Consider the following 18,164-nt stretch of genomic DNA (forward strand, 5'->3'; position numbering starts at 1 on the left):
CACTGCGGCCTCTCCACTTTCGGTGAGGCCGCATCCACCTTCGGAGGATGCTCTGTGCTTACCACCATTTCCGCGGCCTACCAGAAGATTCTGGAGGTCATCGTCTTTCTCAATGTGCTGGCGCTGACCCTGGTGGTGACCATCGGGTTCGCGTCACGCCTGTTGGGCTCTCCTTTCAGCTGGTACGACGAGGTCGCCTCGATCGGACTGGCCTGGCTGACCTACTACGGCGCCGCCCTGGCCGCCCTCAAGGGCGCCCATATCGCCTGTCCCAGCGTGATCAACATGGTTTCGCCGTCCATTCGCCTGCCCATCGCGCTGCTCGCCGAGGCGATCACCATCGGCTTCTTCGTGCTGCTCGGCGTCACTGGTTTTCAGGTGGTGCAGATTCTTGAAGGCTCCACCCTGGTGAGCCTGCCCAGCATCTCGGTGCAGTTCACCCAGTCGGTGATTCCGATCGGTGCCGCGATGTTCATTCTCGCCCAGCTGCTCAGGCTCCCCGAGGTCATCCGGGCGGCCAAGGGAGCCGGCTTCGTCGATCACGAGCTCGAAGAGGCCGGTGTGCTGGCCGACGACGTGCGTACCGACGATTCACCCACCGGTCCGCAGCGCGCCAGCTGACGAGGAGAACCCCATGATCATTGCTTCCATGTTCTTCGGCCTGATCGGGCTGATACTGATCAACGTGCCGGTGGCCATCGCCCTCGGCCTCGTCGGCGCCCTGGCCACCGTGGCCAGCTACGGCACCCTGGCCCTGCCCAATGTCGGCATGGTGATGTTCGACGGTGCTACCAAGTTCCCGCTGATCGCGATACCGCTGTTCATCCTGGCCGGCGCCATCATGAACGCCTCGAGCATCTCGCGCCGTCTGATCGATCTGGCCTCGGCCATGGTCGGCTTCATCAAGGGCGGTCTCGCCATGGTGACCATCGGCGCCTCGATCTTCTTTGCCGAGATCTCTGGCTCCGCCGTCGCCGGTGTCTCGGCGATCGGCTCGATCCTGATTCCGGCCATGCGCAAGAAGGGCTACTCCAAGGAGTTCGCCGCAGCCATCTCGTCCTCGGCGGCGAGCCTGGCGATCATCCTGCCGCCGTCGATCCCGATGATCCTCTACGCGGTCATGTCCGGCGAATCGGTGGTCAAGATGTTCGTCGCCGGCATCTTCCCAGGGCTGCTCGGCGCCCTGGGGCTGGCGGCCATGTGCTACTTCCTGGCGCGTCGTCACAACCTGCCGGCGGAGCAGAGCTTCCAGGCCTCGCGTCTGTGGGAGGCCTTCAAGGGCGCCATCTGGGCGCTGCTGATTCCGGTGATCATCCTCGGCGGCATCTTCGGCGGCATCGTCACCGCCACCGAGGGCGCGGCGCTGGCGGTGGTCGTGGCGATCTTCATCAGCGCGGTGATCTATCGCGAGTTCAGCCTCAAGATCTTCTACAAGGCCTGTCTCGATGCTGGCGTGCAGACGGCGGTGGTGATGCTGCTGGTGGCTTCCTCTGCAGTGGTCGGTCTGTATCTGACCGAGACCCAGATTCCCCAGCAGCTGGCCAACTCGATCGCCGAGATGACCGACAACAAGTACGTGGTACTGGCGCTTCTGAACGTCATCTTCCTGGTGCTGGGCATCTTCCTGCACTCGGCGGCGGCGATCATCCTGGTGGTGCCCATCGTGCTGCCGCTGGTGACCGCGGTGGGCATCGATCCGCTGCACTTCGGTCTGATCGTGACGCTGAACCTGGCCATCGGCCAGCAGACCCCGCCGGTGGCCAGCGTACTGATCGCTTCCTGCTCCATCGCCAAGGCCGACATCTGGGCCACCACGCGCACCAATCTTTGGTTCCTGGCGGTGCTGTTCGTGATCCTGCTGATCAACACCTACGTGCCCGCCGTGGCCCTGGCGCTGGTCAACCTGATCTACGGCGTGTGATCGCGACCACCACAAGGAGAACAACGACATGAGCGACAACGATCAGGGCCAGGTGCACTACCACAGCGAAGATGGCGTCGCCTGGCTGACCTTCGATCGCACCGCCAGCCGCAACGCCATGACCTGGCAGATGTACGACCAGCTCGAGGCCCACTGCGAGACCATCGAGAACGACCCGGAGCTGGTCGCGGTAGTCATGCGTGGCGCCGGCGGAGAAGCCTTCGTCGCCGGCACTGACATCAAGCAGTTCGCTGCCTTCGACAAGGGCGAAGACGCCATCGCCTACGAGCGTCGCATCGACCGGGTGGTCGGGCGGGTGGAGACCCTGCCGCTGCCGACGCTGGCGCTGCTGGAAGGCTTCTGTGTCGGCGGTGGCGCGGCCATCGCTCTGGCCTGCGACTTCCGCCTGGCGACACCGAGTCTCAAGTTCGGTATCCCCATCGCCAGGACGCTGGGCAACTGCCTGTCGATCACCAACGTCTCGCGGCTGGTCGAGCACGCCGGTATCGCCCGGGCCAAGCAGGTACTGATGGCGGGCGAACTGGTACGTGCCGAGGAGGCCCTGGCCCTGGGGCTGGTCGGCGAGATCGTCGACGCCGAGGCCATCGAGGCGACGGTGGCCGAGCGGGCGCAGGCGTTCAAGGAGCGTGCCCCCTTGACCGTGCGGGCGGCCAAGGAGGTGATCCAGCGGGTCATCGAACAGCGCCGCCCGGCCTTCGACGCCAGCGACGACTGGATCGCCACCTGCTACACCAGCCGCGACTTCAAGGCCGCGGTGGACAAGTTCGTCAACAAGACACCCTTCCGCTGGCAGGGCCGATAAAGGCCCTGAGGCAAGGAGAACCACAATGCTGCCACTCGATGGGATCAAGGTACTCGACGTTTCGCAGATCATGGCCGGCCCCTACTGCACCATGGTGCTGGGAGACATGGGCGCCGAGGTGATCAAGGTCGAGAAGGCCAACGGCGGCGACGACAGCCGCCAGATGGGCCCCTACGTCGAGGACGAATCGACCTGTTTCGCCCAGATCAACCGCAACAAGAAGAGCATTTCGCTCAACCTGAAAGAAGAGAAGGGCCGCGAGGTGTTCTATCGCCTCGCCAGGGAAGCCGACGTGGTGGTCGAGAACTATCGACCCGGCGTCACCCAGTCGCTGAAGATCGACTACGACAGCCTCAAGGCGATCAACCCGGGGTTGATCTACTGCTCGATCTCGGGCTACGGCCAGACCGGCCCGTCGCGTCACAAGGGCGGCTTCGACCTGGTGGCCCAGGGCATGAGCGGGCTGATGTCGATGACCGGCGAGCCGGGCCGGCGTCCGCTCAAGACCGGGGTCGCCGTCTACGATATCGGCGCCGGGCTGACCGCCATCTACTCGATCCTGGCGGCCTATATCCACCGTCAGCGTAGTGGCGAAGGCCAGCACCTGGACATCGCCATCGCCGAGTGTGGCCTGCCCTGGTTCACCTGGGAGGCGGGCGCCTACTTCTCCGAAGGCCGAGTGCCCGAGGCCACCGGCTGGCGCCATCGGGTGTCCGCGCCCTACCAGGCGATGCGGGTACGCGACGGTTACATGATGCTCGGCTGCGCCAACCAGCGTACCTGGGAGCGCTTCTGCGAGGACGTCATCGAGCGCCCCGAGCTGATGGTCGACGAGCGCTTCAAGACCAACCTCGACCGCGGGGCCAACGTCGAGGCGCTGGAGGCGATCCTCGAGGACATCCTCGGGCAACAGGATCGCGCCTACTGGCTCGATCGCTGTGACGCCGCCGGGGTGCCGGCAGGGCCGATCAACGACTTCGACCAGGCCATGCACGATGAACACTACCTGGCCCGCGAGATGGTGCTGGAGGTCGATCATCCGACCATGGGGCGGATGAAGACCCTGGGCTTTCCCAGCAAGTTCTCGGCGACCCCGTTGGCGATTCGCCAGCCGGCGCCGCTGTTCGCCCAGCACACCGACGAGGTGCTTGGGGAGATCGGGCTGGCAGCGGACGAGATCGACGCGCTGCGTCAGCAGGGTGCCGTGCGCTGACACCGGCACCACCGTGATCGGCAGCTAGCGTCTGGCATGTCGCCGAATCGGTGGGGCGGTGCCACCATAAAAATTGCATTCATTATTACAGATTATTACAAGAGGGGCGCGGCAGCGCTTGGCGCCCGAACAGCTATCCAGGCGTCGCCCAGTGCGACGCCTGGCCAGGAGGCCTTACATGCTGAATCTCGACTTTCATCCCACCGGACGTCACTTCCTCCAGATCCCCGGCCCCTCGCCGGTGCCGGATCGTATCCTGCGGGCCATGAGCCTGCCGACCATCGATCACCGTGGCCCGGAGTTCGGCGCCCTCGGACGTGAATTGCTCGGCAAGGTCGGCAAGATCTTCAAGACCGACAAGCCGGTGATCATCTATCCGGCTTCCGGTACCGGGGCCTGGGAGGCCGCCCTGGCCAATACCCTGTCGCCGGGGGAACAGGTGCTGATGTTCGAGACCGGCCACTTCGCCTCGCTGTGGCATCGTCTGGCCCTGCGTCTTGGACTCGAGCCCGAGTTTCTGGGCCTGCCGGGGGCCGAGGGCTGGCGCCACGGTGTCCAGGCCGACATGATCGAGGCACGCCTCAAGCAAGACACCGAACAGCGGATCAAGGCGGTGTGCGTGGTCCACAACGAGACCTCCACCGGTGTTACCAGCGACATCGCCGCGGTGCGCCGCGCGATCGACGCCGCCGGTCATCCGGCGCTGTTGCTGGTCGATACCATCTCGGGGCTTGCCAGCGCCGACTATCGCCACGACGAGTGGGGTGTCGACGTCACTATTTCCGGCTCCCAGAAGGGACTGATGCTGCCGCCGGGGATCAGCTTCAACGCGATCTCCGACAAGGCCCTGGCCGCCAGTCGCGAGTCGCGGCTGCCCAAGAGCTTCTGGGCCTGGGACGAGATCCTCGAGGCCAACCAGGGCGGCTACTGGCCCTATACCCCCAATACCAATCTGCTCTACGGCCTCAACGAGGCCATCGACATGCTGCTGGACGAGGGGATGGATAACGTCCTGGCCCGTCATCAGCGCTGGGCGGCGGGCGTGCGCGCGGCGGTGAACGCCTGGGGACTCGAGATCCAGTGCCAGGACCCCGAGGTCTACTCGCCGGTGCTGACCGGCGTGGTGATGCCGGAGGGCGTCGACGCCGATGCCGTGCGCAAGCTGATCTACGAGCGCTTCGACCTGTCGCTCGGCACCGGGCTTGGCAAGGCCAAGGGACGCATGTTCCGTATCGGCCACCTGGGCGACTGCAACGACCTGACGCTGATGGCGACCCTGGCCGGCTGCGAGATGGGGCTGAAACTCTCCGGGGTGAGCCTTGCCGGCAGCGGCGTCGAGGCTGCCATGGCGTACTTCTCCGAGAACCCGGCGCCCCACGTGGCCCGCCCTGCTCGCGATTGAACCACCGCCCGCCCGTCGGCGGTGCTGTCGCCGACGGTCTACCCAGGGTTATCAAGGAGAGGGTGATGAACTCGTTGACGTCTGCCGCCAAGGGGCGGGATGCACGGATCCAGCCGCTGCCGGACTTTGCCGCGCGCCTGGCCAGGGAAATCCAGGGCGAGGTGCTGTTCGACGCCGCCAGTCGCGGCCGTTATTCCACCGACGCCTCGATCTATCAGATCACCCCGGTGGGCGTGGTGATCCCGCGCCATCAGGATGATCTGGCCACGGCCCTGGAGATCGCTCGTGGGGAAGGCATTCCGGTGCTGCCTCGCGGCGGCGGCACCAGTCAGTGCGGACAGACGGTGGGAGAGGCGCTGGTGATCGACGCCAGCCGCCATCTGAACGGTGTGGTGTCCTTCGACAAGGAGGCGCGCACGGTGGTGGTCGAGCCCGGCATCGTGCTCGATCACCTCAACGCCTGGCTCAAGCCCCATGGCCTGTGGTTCCCGGTGGATGTTTCCACCAGCGCCCAGTGCACCCTGGGCGGCATGGCCGGCAACAACTCCTGCGGCTCGCGCTCGATCCACTACGGCAACATGGTGCATAACGTCCAGGCGCTGGACGTACTGCTGGCCGACGGCGAGAAGGTGCACCTCGGTCTGGTCGACGAGCTGGCCGCCGGTTCCCGGGCGGCGCGGCTGGCCGAGCAGGTCGAGGCCATCGCCCGGCGCGAAGGCGAGCGCATCCGCGAGCATTATCCCAAGGTGCTCAGGCGGGTGGCGGGCTACAACCTCGATCTGTTCGACTGTCAGAACCCGCTGCCCTATGAGGCCGACGGTCGCGCCAACCTGGCCCATCTGCTGGTGGGGTCCGAGGGCACCCTGGCGCTGACCCGCCAGTTGACCCTGAAGCTGTCACCTCTGCCGCAGCACAAGGTGCTGGGGGTGGTGAACTTCCCCACCTTCTATCAGGCCATGGACCTGACCCAGCACATCGTGACCCTGTCACCGACGGCGGTGGAGCTGGTCGATCAGACCATGATCGCGCTGTCGCTGGAGAATCCGTCCTTCCGTCCGGTGATCGAGAAGGCCCTGATCGGCAAGCCCGAGGCGGTGCTGCTGGTGGAATTCGCCGGCGAGAACCGAGACGAGCTGCTGGCGAGCCTGGCTCGGTTGAACGAGCTGATGGCAGACCTGGGGCTTCCGGACTGTGTCGTCGACATGCCCGAACCCAAGGCCCAGAAGGCGCTGTGGGACGTGCGCAAGGCGGGACTCAACATCATGATGAGCATGAAGGGCGACGGCAAGCCGGTGTCCTTCATCGAGGACTGTGCGGTGCCGCTCGAGCATCTGGCCGAGTACACCGACAAGCTCACCGAGGTGTTCCATCGTCACGGCACCGAGGGCACCTGGTACGCCCACGCCAGCGTCGGCACCCTGCACGTGCGCCCGATTCTCGACATGCGCCGGGACGGCGCCGAGAAGATGCGCGCCATCGCCGAGGAGGCCTCGGCACTGGTCAAGGCCTACAAGGGGGCCTACTCCGGTGAGCACGGCGACGGCATCTGTCGCGGCGAGTGGGTGGCCTGGCAGTTTGGCGAGACACTCAACGACGCCTTCCGCGAGGTCAAGGGGCTGTTCGACCCGGACAACCTGCTCAACCCCGGCAAGATCGTCGACACCCCGAAGATGGACGACTCGCGGCTTTTCCGCTTTCCCGGGGAGTACCAGCGCATCGAACTGACGCCGGCGCTGGACTGGTCGCCCTGGAACGTCGAGCGAGATCCCTTGAACGGCGAGCAGACCCCACCGGGTAGCGGCCGCGATGTCACCGGCGGCCTCGCCAGCGCAGTGGAGATGTGCAACAACAACGGCCACTGCCGCAAGTTCGACGCCGGCACCATGTGTCCTAGCTATCGCATTACCCGCGACGAGAAGCACCTGACCCGCGGCCGCGCCAATACCCTACGCCTGGTGTTGTCCGGCCAGCTCGGTCGCGACGGCCTGGCCAGCGACGAGGTCAAGGAGGCGCTCGATCTGTGCGTTTCCTGCAAGGGCTGCAAACGTGACTGTCCCACCGGCGTCGATATGGCGCGGATCAAGATCGAGGCCCGGGCGGCACGGGTCGCCAAGGAAGGGGTGTCAGTGCGCGAGCGCCTGATCGGTGACCTGCCAAGGCGCGCGCCGGTGCTGCGACGCCTGTCACCCTTGGTGAAGGCCATCGACGGCATGCCCTGGCTGGCCTCACCGCTGAAGCGGGCGCTGGGGCTGGCCGAGGAGCGCGCGCTGCCACGCGTCACCGACGACTACCTGGGGCGGGCCCGACAGGGCGAGCGACCGGCCGTTGGCGACCAGGCGGTGAAGGAGGTGGTGCTGTTCGTCGACACCTTCAACAACTATATGGAAGCCGACAACGCCGAGGCCGCCATGCGCGTGCTTCAAGCCGCGGGTTACCAGGTGATCCTGGCGAGCGCTGCGGATCGTCGTCCGCTGTGCTGCGGGCGTACCTACCTGGCCAGCGGTCAGGTCGATCGGGCCCGGGCGGAGGCCGAGCGGACCCTGGCGGCGCTGACGCCCCACGTGGAGAAAGGGCTTGCCGTGGTCGGGCTCGAGCCATCCTGCCTGCTGACCCTGCGCGACGAGTTCCTGGGCTTCGGCCTGGGCGAACCCGCCAAGCGACTGGCCGAGGCGAGCCTGTTGTTCGAGGAATTTCTGGTGCGCGAGAAGGATGCCGGCAGGCTCGAGCTGTCGCTCGAGGCGCTGCCGGTGTCGCGGGCGCTGCTCCATGGTCACTGTCACCAGAAGGCGTTCGATGCCCTGACGCCGGTGCAGCAGGTGCTGTCCTGGATTCCCGAACTCGAGGTGGAGACCATCCAGTCGTCGTGCTGTGGCATGGCCGGCAGCTTCGGCTACGAGCGTGAGCACTATGAGGCCTCCATGCAGATGGCGGAACTCTCGTTGCTGCCGGCGGTGCGCGACGCCGAGGATGCGTTGATCGTGGCCGACGGCACCAGCTGTCGTCACCAGATTCGTGACGGTGCCGCACGTGAGGCGCGTCATGTCGCCAGGGTGCTGGCCGAGGCGCTGGCCTGAATCGTCGGGAGGGCAGGGGGCCAATGCGCGTGGGGGCAGTCCTCAGACGAAATCCGAACTGGCATACTCGGGGAAAGGGCAGCGCGAACAAGGAGAGCGCCATGATCGACCTACGCAGCGATACCGTGACCCAACCGACCGAGGCCATGCGTGATGCCATGGCCATCGCACCGGTGGGCGATGACGTCTGGGGTGATGACCCCAGCGTCGCCGCCTTCGAGGCTGAGGTGGCCGATCGCGCGGGCTTCGCCGCGGCGGCCTTCTTTCCCTCCGGCACCCAGAGCAATCTGACCGCCATGCTGGTCCACTGCGCGCGTGGCGACGAAGTGATCGCCGGGCAACGCTCGCACATCTATCGCGATGAAGGCGGCGGTGCTGCAGTCCTTGGCGGCATCCAGCCCCAGCCCCTGGCCCAGCAGGCAGATGGACGCATGGCGCTGGAGGATATCGCCGAGGCCATCAAGGGAGACGATATCCATCATGCGCGAACCCGACTGATCGCACTGGAAAATACCTTTCAGGGCCGGGTATTGCCCCAGGACTATGTGCAGGAGGTGACCGGCCTTGCCGCCGAGCGAGGCCTGGCCTGTCACCTCGATGGCGCCCGCCTGTTCAACGCCAGCGTCGCCACAGGAAAGTCGCTGGCGGAGCTGTGTGCCGGTTTCGATTCTGTATCGCTGTGCTTTTCCAAGGGGCTGGGCGCGCCGGTGGGCTCGTTGCTGGTCGGCGGCGAGCGCTTTATCGCCGCGGCCCGTCGCTGGCGCAAGACGCTGGGAGGCGGTATGCGCCAGTCGGGGCTGCTGGCGGCGGCCTGTCGGTATGCCCTGCATCACCATGTGGAGCGACTGGCCGACGACCACCGTCATGCCCGCCAGCTCGCCGAGTGGCTGGGTGGTATTGAAGGCATCGGGGTGGCAGGTCAGGCCACCAACATGGTCTTTCTCGACGTGCCGGCTCCTCACTGCGCCGCACTGGAGGGCTTTCTTGCCGAGCGTGGCATCTTGATCGCGGTGAGGCCGCGCACCCGCCTGGTGACCCATCTGGGGGTCAGCGAGTCGGATGTACGTCGAGTGGCGACGGAGATCGCAGCGTACTTTGCCTCTCTCGCACAGGAACCGACAACGGAGTAGGCAGAGTTTGGAAACAGCGTCCACTATATAGGCAGGGTGGGCGCCCAGCGCCCCCCATCCACAAGGATAACCTCGTCAGGAGCGGGCCATGGCCATCTATCGTCTGGGTAACCATTCCCCCCATATTCATCGCACCGTCTTCGTCGCCGAGAGCGCCGAGGTCATCGGCCAGGTGAAAATCCATGAAGACGCCAGCATCTGGTACCAGGCGGTACTCAGGGGCGACACCGAATCACTTGAAGTGCGTGAAGGCAGTAATATCCAGGATGGCGCCGTGCTGCACGCAGATCCCGGCTACCCGCTGTCGGTAGGACCGGGCGTCACGGTGGGGCACCAGGCGATGTTGCATGGCTGCACCGTGGGCGAGGGCTCGTTGATCGGCATTCAGGCGGTGGTGCTCAACGGCGCCGTGATCGGCAAGAACTGCCTGATCGGGGCAGGGGCGCTGGTCAAGGAAGGCGCCGAGATCCCCGACAACAGCCTTGTCGTCGGCTCGCCGGGCAAGGTGATCCGGCAACTGGACGACAAGGCCATCGCCGCACTCAAGACCAATGCCGAGGGCTACGTGACCAAGGCGCGGCTACATCGTACCCGGCTGGCTCGCATCGGCTAGGTCATCAGAGCCTGCGCTCTTCGACGTTTCGGACAGCGCCTGGCCCCCCTTCGCAAGAGGCCACGGACACTTCGCCGCGCTGTCTGTGGTCTGCGGGCAACTCGTCATCACCCTGGAGGGAGCAGCGTCCCCGGCCTAGAGATGTCGTCGGGTCGGCCTTCTGTGCCGCTTGACCCTGTGTGGACCGGGAGCCTTGTGCCTCAGCAACAGCATGGATTCCGAGGATCTCGCGCCGTTGGTAATCACCACGACGGCGATCACGGTGATCATGGCAAGCAGCAGATAGGACATCTGAATTTCCCCTGGTCGAGAGTCGTGGCCCTTGTCGAGGCCATGCGTCCGTGGGCGCTCACGAAGAGCCATCCCCTGGTCAGCACGCAGGCGACGCGCCTTGCCGGTGAACCTGAAAGCAAGAATGCTGCACGTGCGTACTACACTGAATTAACTCTAGGCGCAGGGTATAAGGGTCGCCATATCGGCACAGAGGTAGTCGAACTGTGCTTAGAGTGGCGCAGTTCTCGAGCAAAGGTGGCGCCTGTCGCCAACAAGAAGGGGGTGTCATCGTCGATGACACCCCCTTGTCGGTCAGCCAGGTGGCGCCTGGCTTGGCGCAGTGCCTACTGCAACAGCCCCATCAGCGGGTCGGAGATACCGACGACCTGCATCGCCACCAGCCCGATCAGCCCAGCCGCGAGCACATAGTAGATGGTCGGCAGGATGGTCTTGCGAATGGTGATGCCCTCGCGTCCCAGCAGGCCCACGGTGGCCGAGGCGGCTACCACGTTGTGGATGGCGATCATGTTGCCGGCGGCGGCGCCGACGGCCTGAAGCGCCACCATCAGCGCGGTGGACACACCGAGTTGCTGGGCCACGTTGAACTGGAAGTCTGCCAGCATCAGGTTGGACACGGTGTTGGAGCCGGCGATGAAGGCACCCAGCGCGCCGACGGCAGGAGCGAACAGCGGATAGATGTCGCCGACACCGTTGGCCACCGCGGTGGCCATGGCCACCGGCATGGAGGCCAGATCCGCGCCGTTGACGCCGGAGTTGATCAGAATGCGCACCATGGGGATGGTGAACACCAGCACGAAGCCGGCGCCCAGCAGGGTACGGCTGGATTCACTGAAGGCCGCCTTGAGCTGATTGCCGTTCATGCGATGCATCAGAGCGGTGATCAGCACCACCATCAGCAGGATTCCGCCGGGCAGGTAGAGTGGCTGCAGGCTGCCGGAGATACCGGCCTCACCCAGGATGTCGCTGAAGCCCAGGCTTACCGAGGTCAGTGCCTGCTTGAACGGCTCGATGGTACGTGACGCCACCAGCAGTACCGCCAGCAGCACGTAGGGCAGCCAGCCCATGAAGGTGCTCATCGGTGCGCGGCCCACGACCTCGTCGGCCTTGATGCTGAGCTTGCCGATCCAGTGGGCAGGCCAGCTGTCACTTTCCGGGAAGTCCCAGCTCTTTTCGGGAATCAGGAAACCGCGACGGGCGGCCGGGACCACGATGGCAAGGCCTACCATGGCGCCGATCATCGACGGGAATTCGGGGCCCAGGAAGACTCCGGCCAGGGCGTAGGGCACCACGAAGGCGACGCCTGCGAAGATCGCGAAGGGAGCAATCGCCAGGCCTTCCTTCCAGGAGCGGTTGGCACCGAAGAAGCGCACCATGACGCTGACCATGATCAGCGGCATCAGCACACCGACCACGGCATGCACCAGCGCGACTTCTCCGGCAATCAGGCGGAAGTACTCCATCCAGGTGGAGCCACCGGCTTCCAGCGTCTCGGTGATGCCGACCCTGTCCAGGCCACCGGCGACACCGACCACGATGGGGGTGCCGACAGCGCCGAAGGACACCGGAGTGGACTGGATCATCATGCCCACCACCACAGCGGCAAGTGCCGGGAAGCCCAGCGCGACCATCAGCGGGGCGGCCACCGCCGCCGGCGTGCCGAAGCCCGAGGCGCCCTCGATGAAGCAGCCGAACAGCCAGGCCACGATGATCGCCTGGACGCGGCGGTCCGGGCTGATGCCGGAGAAGCCATTGCGGATGGCGGCGATACCGCCGGAGTGCTTCAGGGTGTTGAGCAGCAGGATGGCGCCGAAGATGATCCACAGGATCGCCACGGTCAGGATCAACCCTTGCAGGGTCGAGGCCAGGACCCGTGTGAAGGTCATGTCCCAGGCCACCAGGGCAATCAGCGCGGTGACCAGAAAGACGATGGGCATGGCGACCTTGGCGGCCATGCGCATGCCGATCAGCAGGATGCCGGCCAGTATGAGCGGCACAAAGGCTATCAAGGCTAGAGTGGTGTCGGTCATGGTGTTGGGGTCTCTTGTCGTGTCCTTGTTTGTAATATCCGTTGTGTCGAAGTTGGCGGTCTCACGCCGGGGTAAGGCTCGGACAAGGCGGCACGATAAGCCGACTAGCGAAATCGTTCTAGACTGGGATATTGGTCAGACCAATGCGGTGCTGACGACTCCTCGTCCGATCATTCTTCAAATTTATTGTTTAACAGTAGGTTAGAGTCGACAAAGCCGCTGGAGGCGGGTGCGAACGAGGCTAGTTTCTTAGACTAATGGACAGGTTTGTCTCCATCCCTCAGGAAATCATGGCGTTGGCGAGGTGGGCGGTTGATGGCACTATCGGCAGACATTCCCCCTCTAGAGGTATCTGGCATGGCCCTGGTGATGTACGACCTGTGTGGCATCGACGAATCACTGCGTTTTTCTCCCTTCTGCTGGCGAGCCAAGCTGGCCATCGCCCACAAGGGGCTCGAGGTGGAGGCGCGGCCCTGGTGCTTTACCGAAAAGGAAAAGCTCGAATTCACGGACCATGACAAGGTCCCGGTGCTGATCGATGGCGACGAAGTGATCACCGACAGTTTCGAGATCCTGCGTTACCTGGATCGTGCCTACCCTGAGGCCCCGACGCTGCTTGGCGGTCCCTTGGCCGAATCCCGCGCCCGCTTTTTCAAGCACTACAGCGAGCGCGCCCTGCAGTTGCCGATCCTGCGCACCATCGTGATGGACCTGATGAACGCCATCCATCCCAAGGACCGCGACTACTTCCGCACCACTCGTGAAAAACGCCTGGGCATGACGCTGGAGCAGTTCCATTCTCCGGCCAAGGGGCTCAGCCAGCTCGATAGCGCCCTGGAGCCCCTGCGTGGCCAGCTGTCGGGAAGCGACTTCATCGATGGCGATGCGCCCGGTGCGGCGGACTACCTGGTGTTTGCCAACTTCATGTGGGCGCGTTCGGTGTCCACCGCGGATCTGGTGTCCAATGCCGATCCGGTCTACGCCTGGATCGAGCGGATGCTTGATGCCAATGGCGGTGTCGGCCGCAACGCGGTGCGCATCTGTGATATCGAAGGCGCCTATCGCGCCTGACCCTTGCTGCCGAGCGAGGCGACGCCCTGATATCGTCGTCTCGCTCTTTGCCCTCTGCTCTGTCTCGCACTCTGCTCTCTGCTCTCTGCTCTCTGCTCTCCGCTCTCTGCTCTCTGCTCTCTGCTCTCTGCTCTCTGCTCTCTGCTCTCTGCTCTCTGCTCGCGACTCTCGACTCTCGACTCCTCGTTGCGCTTCCCTCCTCAGTTTCCTTCGGTAAGCTTTCGCCTTTAGTCTGCGGCGATCATGACCCCTCGGTTATTACCGCATGTCGATCATGGCTTTAGAGGATCGCCGGCAAGGGCCCTCGTCTTGGCTAATCTTGCAGATATCTTTTGGAAGGCCATCGGACAACGCTGCGGTAGCTGTACCGAGCTGGTGAATCTGCTTGCAAGTTGCTCCGGTGGCCCGTCGGAAATGGCGAAGCAGCGGTCTTGTGTTTGATGACGAAACTGTCGATTGTCGCTATTGACGACTGTCGTTATTAGCGATTGTTCTTGTCGTTATTTCTTACAAAAGCGTGTTTGTTGTGCTTCTGGAGCTGGCGCCGCTGCTGTCATCAGAGCGTCAATCATCTACTGCTATGGTGCGAATGGTGCGCCGCTGGGTAGATACTGAGAATGCTGGGTGACTATACCCGCGTTAGTGTAATTAGTGGCTCGTATATGCCTTATATGATGTTGCGGTGCAGCAAGGTGCGTTCTAGTCTTCACATGCGAGACGATTCTGTGCTCGTTTGAAGACGATATGTAACCGGTGCAGCACAAGATACTGCCAGGCTGCCTCGTCTCGTCGTTGTTACGGCGGTCAGGCTGCCCGTGGGCCGAGCGTGCTGGCATACCTATAGGGAGTACCAACATGAGCGAGAACAAGGCAATGCCGACAATGGAAAACATGATCCCCTCCATGGACAAATTGTTGAGTCCGTGGCGTGAGGGGAGCCTGCTGACGCTGGAGTATTCCCAGAAGATGCTGGATGTGCGTTTCAAGACCATGGACTCCGCCATGAAGGCAGGTATCGCACAGGCCCGGTCCTGGTGCGAAGTGCGCGATGCCGAAAGTCTGAAGAACGCCAGCCAGTCCCAGCAGGAAACCCTGTCGGTGATCGGAGAGAGCCTGCGCGAGGAGAGCGAGACGTTGCTCAAGTTGAGCAAGGAGTACCAGGAAAAGTGTCAGGGAGTGGCCAAGGAAGCGCTGGATTCGGCCAAGGAGTAGCGGCGAAGCTGGTCCGTTCTGGACGCCAGGGGCGTCGGCTGGAGACATCGGCTAGCGTCATCGTCGAGGAATATTGCCCGCAGACACGGCCCTGAGACACGGCCCGGATACATGGCTCGGCGATATGGCCCGGAGATATCGACGTCGACATGTCGATGATGACACCGGCAGGCTCAAGCAGAGATATCAAAAAAGAAGAATGGAGCCAGCAGGAACGTCACCAGCAAGCGTTTAGCTAGCAAGAGATTGGCTAGAAAGAATTTAGCTAGAAAGAGATTAGCTAGAAAGAGATTAGTCAGAAGTAAATAAAGCAGTAAAAAAGGTGCCTGGCCCCGAGCGACAGGCGCTGCGCAAGTCGCGGAAAGGTGGGCACGAGCGTAATGATCCCGCCTTGGGTGCAGTTTCAGCATGGTCGTGAGATGAGGTAGTGCAACTCAAGCGAGAGCGACGAGCCCCATAAGTGAGGTAGCGCAACTCTACTGTCGTGCAGCTGGCAGGGTCCAGAGCATGACTCGGTGGTTCGCTGAACGTGGCCGATGGGCACCACGTGAAAGGGTCTGGTAGGCCGCCATCCACATGGGGCCGTTCATCCACGACCAGCCCGGACGCGAAAAGCGTGACGATTTCAGGATGACGAGAGCGCCAAGGCCTCTGGTCATCGACGTAGGGTTTGGCGGCCGGTCACCAGGTGACCGGCCGTTTTTGTGTGCTTGCTACTTCAGCTAGCGCGATCTTCCAGTCGGAACCGAGCGATCCGATTGATCTGCACCACGGCTTCCTGCCTTTCCTGCTCGGCTGAGTTGTTCAGGCGCTGTTCGAAGGCGGCGAGGATGGTGTGCCGATTGCCGCCCTTGACCGCCATGATGAAGGGAATACCAAAACGCGCCTTGTAGCTTTCGTTGAGGCGGGTGAAGCGCTCCAGCTCCTCCGGGGTGCACTGGTCCAGCCCGGCCCCGGCCTGCTCGCGGGTGGAGTCGTTGGTCAAATCGCCTGCGGCGGCAGCCTTGCCGGCAAGATCAGGGTGCGCCCGGATGACCTGCAGCTGTTCCTCCGGGGAGGCGTCGCTGAGGACCTGGCCCATGTGCTCGGCAAGACGTACCGGGTCGTCATGCTGCTCGTTCAGGCCACGATCGAAGGCACGCTCCGCCACCCAGGGTGAGTGCTCGAAGACGTCTCCGTAGGTGGTCACGAATTGGGTCTTGTCCATCTGGCTGGGGCGTTGGGTGAGGCTAGGCATGGGGAGTGGCTCCTGTCATGACGGCAAGGTAGATGGGGACGAGCATAGCTCTGATGACTCGTTGGTGTCGGTCACACCTTGTTGGCAGCGGGCGTAGGCGCAGACGGCAAGAGGTCGGTCGAGCCTCTGTTGCTGTCGGCAAACACCAGGCAGCTATGCATGCTCAAACTGTATACAAAAAATAGTTTGAAATGTACTCTTAATTTGGTCAATGATGTATGTTGTCATGGTTCCACACCACCATGCACTGGTTCCGCCATGCCGGCATCACTGAAGTCACCTTCGTGTTGCTGCAAGCCACGACCGGCGAAAGCCTCTGGCCAGGTGTGACGAGAGACGATGATGCTCCATATCAGTGATTCACTTTAGCCAGTCCAGGACTGGATACATTGACCCGCTGATCGACCCGCTGATGACCCGCGAGAGGGGAGGACACTTATGGGACGCCTGACCACCCATGTACTGGATACCGCGCTTGGCCGCCCAGGCCAGGGGATTCGTATTGAGCTCTTCCGCATCCTTGGCGACGAACGTCAGCGCCTCGGGGAGACGATGACCAACGATGACGGGCGCTGTGATAGCCCGATCCTCGAAGGCGACGACTTCGTCGAAGGAGAGTACGAACTGCTGTTTCACGCCGGTGACTATCTGCGCGCCCTGGGTGTCGAGGCCTCGGAGCCGCGTTTCCTCGATCGGATTCCCCTGAGATTCGGCGTGGCGGATGCCAGTGAGCACTACCATGTGCCGCTCTTGCTGTCGCCTTATAGCTACTCCACCTACCGCGGAAGCTGAGCGTCATCGAGCACGATCAACCAGGCAGCCATCGATACTGACTGCCTTCCAACAACAACTGAAGTCGGGATAGGGCCATGTCATCGTACCTGTTGGACGTGAGCAATTTTCTGCTGCGCTGGCTGCATGTCATCGCGGCCATCGCCTGGATAGGCGAGTCGATCTACTTTGTCATGCTGGACAACTCGTTGAAGACCCCCAAGGACGAAGAAGACCGCGGCAAGGGTGTGTTCGGCGAAATGTGGGCGGTCCACGGGGGCGGCTTCTACCACAATCAGAAATACGCCACGGCGCCGGCCAAGCTGCCGGACGATCTGCACTGGTCCTTCTGGAAGGCCTATACCACCTGGCTGTCCGGTTTTGCGCTGTTCGTGATTCTGTACATGGCCAACCCCAGTTTCTACCTGGTCAACCCCCAGAGTCCCTGGGAGTGGGCCGCCAATCTGTCCGGCTGGCAGGCCAATGTGGTGGCGCTGCTGTTCCTGCTCGGTGGCTGGGTCGTCTACAACGAGATGTGCAAGCGTGTCAGCCCCAACATGGAGCGCGATGGCCTCTTGAGCCTGGGTGTCGCCGTCATGATGGTGGTGGTGGCCTATCTCAGCGTGCATATCTTCGCCGGACGTGCCGCCTTCCTGCTGACCGGTGCCGTCATGGCCACCGCCATGTCCGCCAACGTCTTCTTCTGGATCATTCCGGGTCAGCGCCGCATGGTGAAGGCGATGAAGGCGGGCGAGACGCCCAACCCCCTGGACGGCAAGCGCGGCAAGCAGCGCTCGGTGCACAACACCTACTTCACCCTGCCGGTGGTGCTGCTGATGATCAGCAACCACTATTCCTTCGCCTATACCAGCGACTGGGCCTGGGTGATCATGGCGCTCTTGATCTTTGCCGGCGCCCTGATTCGCCAGTACTTCGTGCTGATGCACAGCGGTCAGCACAAGCCGAGTTACCCGGCCGCCGGGGTGGCGCTGATTCTGGTGGCCTTCGCGGTGGGGGCTCCGAGCCTGACGACCAGTCCGGCCGCCGACAACGCCAACAGCGGCAGCAGTGCACCGGTTGCAGCAGACGCTTCGCCGTTGGCCCAGGTGCATGCTGTCATGCAGGAGCGCTGTGTCAGCTGCCACGCCGCCCAGCCCGCCCACGCCGGATTCACCGCTCCGCCCGCCGGTGTGGCGCTGGAAACCGAGGCCCAGGTCGAGCAGCAGAAGGCCGCGATCCAGCAGGTGGTCGCCAGCGGCTATATGCCGCTTGGCAACCTGACCCAGATGACCGACGAGGAGCGCGCTCTGGTCGCCAACTGGGGCGAATAGAGGCCAGGATGAGCCGCAGTTGCCCCGGCGAGACGCGGGGAACTG

14 protein-coding genes are annotated in these 18,164 nt (G+C 63.5%); 12 read left to right on the forward strand and 2 right to left on the reverse strand.

Annotated features, from left to right (window positions below):
• The first annotated feature begins 54 nt into the window (after positions 1-54).
• From C6W88_RS10705 to C6W88_RS10740, 8 genes are all read left to right on the forward strand, one after another.
• Positions 55-621: a TRAP transporter small permease gene (locus C6W88_RS10705; protein WP_071211091.1), complete on the forward strand. Its 567-nt coding sequence runs from the start codon at positions 55-57 to the stop codon at positions 619-621.
• A 13-nt stretch (positions 622-634) separates the two neighbouring features.
• The gene (locus C6W88_RS10710; RefSeq protein ID WP_045991726.1) at positions 635-1,921 is read left to right on the forward strand and encodes a TRAP transporter large permease; all 1,287 of its coding nucleotides are present in this window, start codon (positions 635-637) and stop codon (positions 1,919-1,921) included.
• A 28-nt stretch (positions 1,922-1,949) separates the two neighbouring features.
• Positions 1,950-2,744: an enoyl-CoA hydratase gene (locus C6W88_RS10715; protein WP_108132423.1), complete on the forward strand. Its 795-nt coding sequence runs from the start codon at positions 1,950-1,952 to the stop codon at positions 2,742-2,744.
• Positions 2,745-2,769: 25 nt separating this feature from the next.
• Positions 2,770-3,957 (forward strand): CaiB/BaiF CoA transferase family protein, encoded by a 1,188-nt coding sequence (locus C6W88_RS10720; RefSeq protein ID WP_108132424.1) that lies wholly within the window; start codon positions 2,770-2,772, stop codon positions 3,955-3,957.
• Positions 3,958-4,135: 178 nt separating this feature from the next.
• Positions 4,136-5,359, forward strand: coding sequence for a pyridoxal-phosphate-dependent aminotransferase family protein (locus C6W88_RS10725; protein WP_108132425.1), 1,224 nt, complete (start codon positions 4,136-4,138; stop codon positions 5,357-5,359).
• 65 nt (positions 5,360-5,424) lie between these two features.
• On the forward strand, positions 5,425-8,433 hold the full coding sequence (locus tag C6W88_RS10730) for an FAD-binding and (Fe-S)-binding domain-containing protein (RefSeq protein ID WP_108132426.1): 3,009 nt from the start codon (positions 5,425-5,427) through the stop codon (positions 8,431-8,433).
• 101 nt (positions 8,434-8,534) lie between these two features.
• Complete coding sequence (gene ltaE / locus C6W88_RS10735; RefSeq protein ID WP_108132427.1) at positions 8,535-9,563, forward strand: low-specificity L-threonine aldolase; 1,029 nt, start codon at positions 8,535-8,537, stop codon at positions 9,561-9,563.
• Between the two features lie 88 nt (positions 9,564-9,651).
• Positions 9,652-10,176 carry a gamma carbonic anhydrase family protein gene (locus tag C6W88_RS10740; protein WP_045991732.1) on the forward strand — a complete coding sequence of 175 codons (525 nt, stop codon included), beginning with the start codon at positions 9,652-9,654 and terminating at the stop codon, positions 10,174-10,176.
• Positions 10,177-10,793: 617 nt separating this feature from the next.
• Here the strand turns inward: C6W88_RS10740 and C6W88_RS10745 are convergent.
• Positions 10,794-12,497: an L-lactate permease gene (locus tag C6W88_RS10745; protein ID WP_108132428.1), complete on the reverse strand. Its 1,704-nt coding sequence runs from the start codon at positions 12,495-12,497 to the stop codon at positions 10,794-10,796.
• A 357-nt stretch (positions 12,498-12,854) separates the two neighbouring features.
• Here C6W88_RS10745 and C6W88_RS10750 point away from each other — a divergent pair, with 357 nt between their 5' ends.
• Together C6W88_RS10750 and C6W88_RS10755 are read left to right on the forward strand one after the other, a co-directional pair.
• Positions 12,855-13,568, forward strand: a complete 714-nt coding sequence (locus C6W88_RS10750; protein WP_108132429.1) for a glutathione S-transferase N-terminal domain-containing protein — start codon at positions 12,855-12,857, stop codon at positions 13,566-13,568.
• Between the two features lie 855 nt (positions 13,569-14,423).
• Positions 14,424-14,780 (forward strand): hypothetical protein, encoded by a 357-nt coding sequence (locus tag C6W88_RS10755; protein WP_045991735.1) that lies wholly within the window; start codon positions 14,424-14,426, stop codon positions 14,778-14,780.
• Between the two features lie 718 nt (positions 14,781-15,498).
• Here the strand turns inward: C6W88_RS10755 and uraD are convergent.
• Positions 15,499-16,017, reverse strand: a complete 519-nt coding sequence (gene uraD, locus C6W88_RS10760; RefSeq protein ID WP_108132430.1) for a 2-oxo-4-hydroxy-4-carboxy-5-ureidoimidazoline decarboxylase — start codon at positions 16,015-16,017, stop codon at positions 15,499-15,501.
• A 438-nt stretch (positions 16,018-16,455) separates the two neighbouring features.
• Between uraD and uraH the strand changes: the two genes are divergently transcribed.
• Positions 16,456-16,809 carry a hydroxyisourate hydrolase gene (gene uraH, locus C6W88_RS10765; RefSeq protein WP_045991737.1) on the forward strand — a complete coding sequence of 118 codons (354 nt, stop codon included), beginning with the start codon at positions 16,456-16,458 and terminating at the stop codon, positions 16,807-16,809.
• Positions 16,810-16,886: 77 nt separating this feature from the next.
• The gene (locus C6W88_RS10770) at positions 16,887-18,119 is read left to right on the forward strand and encodes a urate hydroxylase PuuD (RefSeq protein WP_108132431.1); all 1,233 of its coding nucleotides are present in this window, start codon (positions 16,887-16,889) and stop codon (positions 18,117-18,119) included.
• Positions 18,120-18,164: the final 45 nt, after the last annotated feature.

Origin of the sequence: Halomonas litopenaei, assembly GCF_003045775.1 — a bacterium.
Classification (GTDB): Bacteria; Pseudomonadota; Gammaproteobacteria; order Pseudomonadales; family Halomonadaceae; genus Halomonas; species Halomonas litopenaei.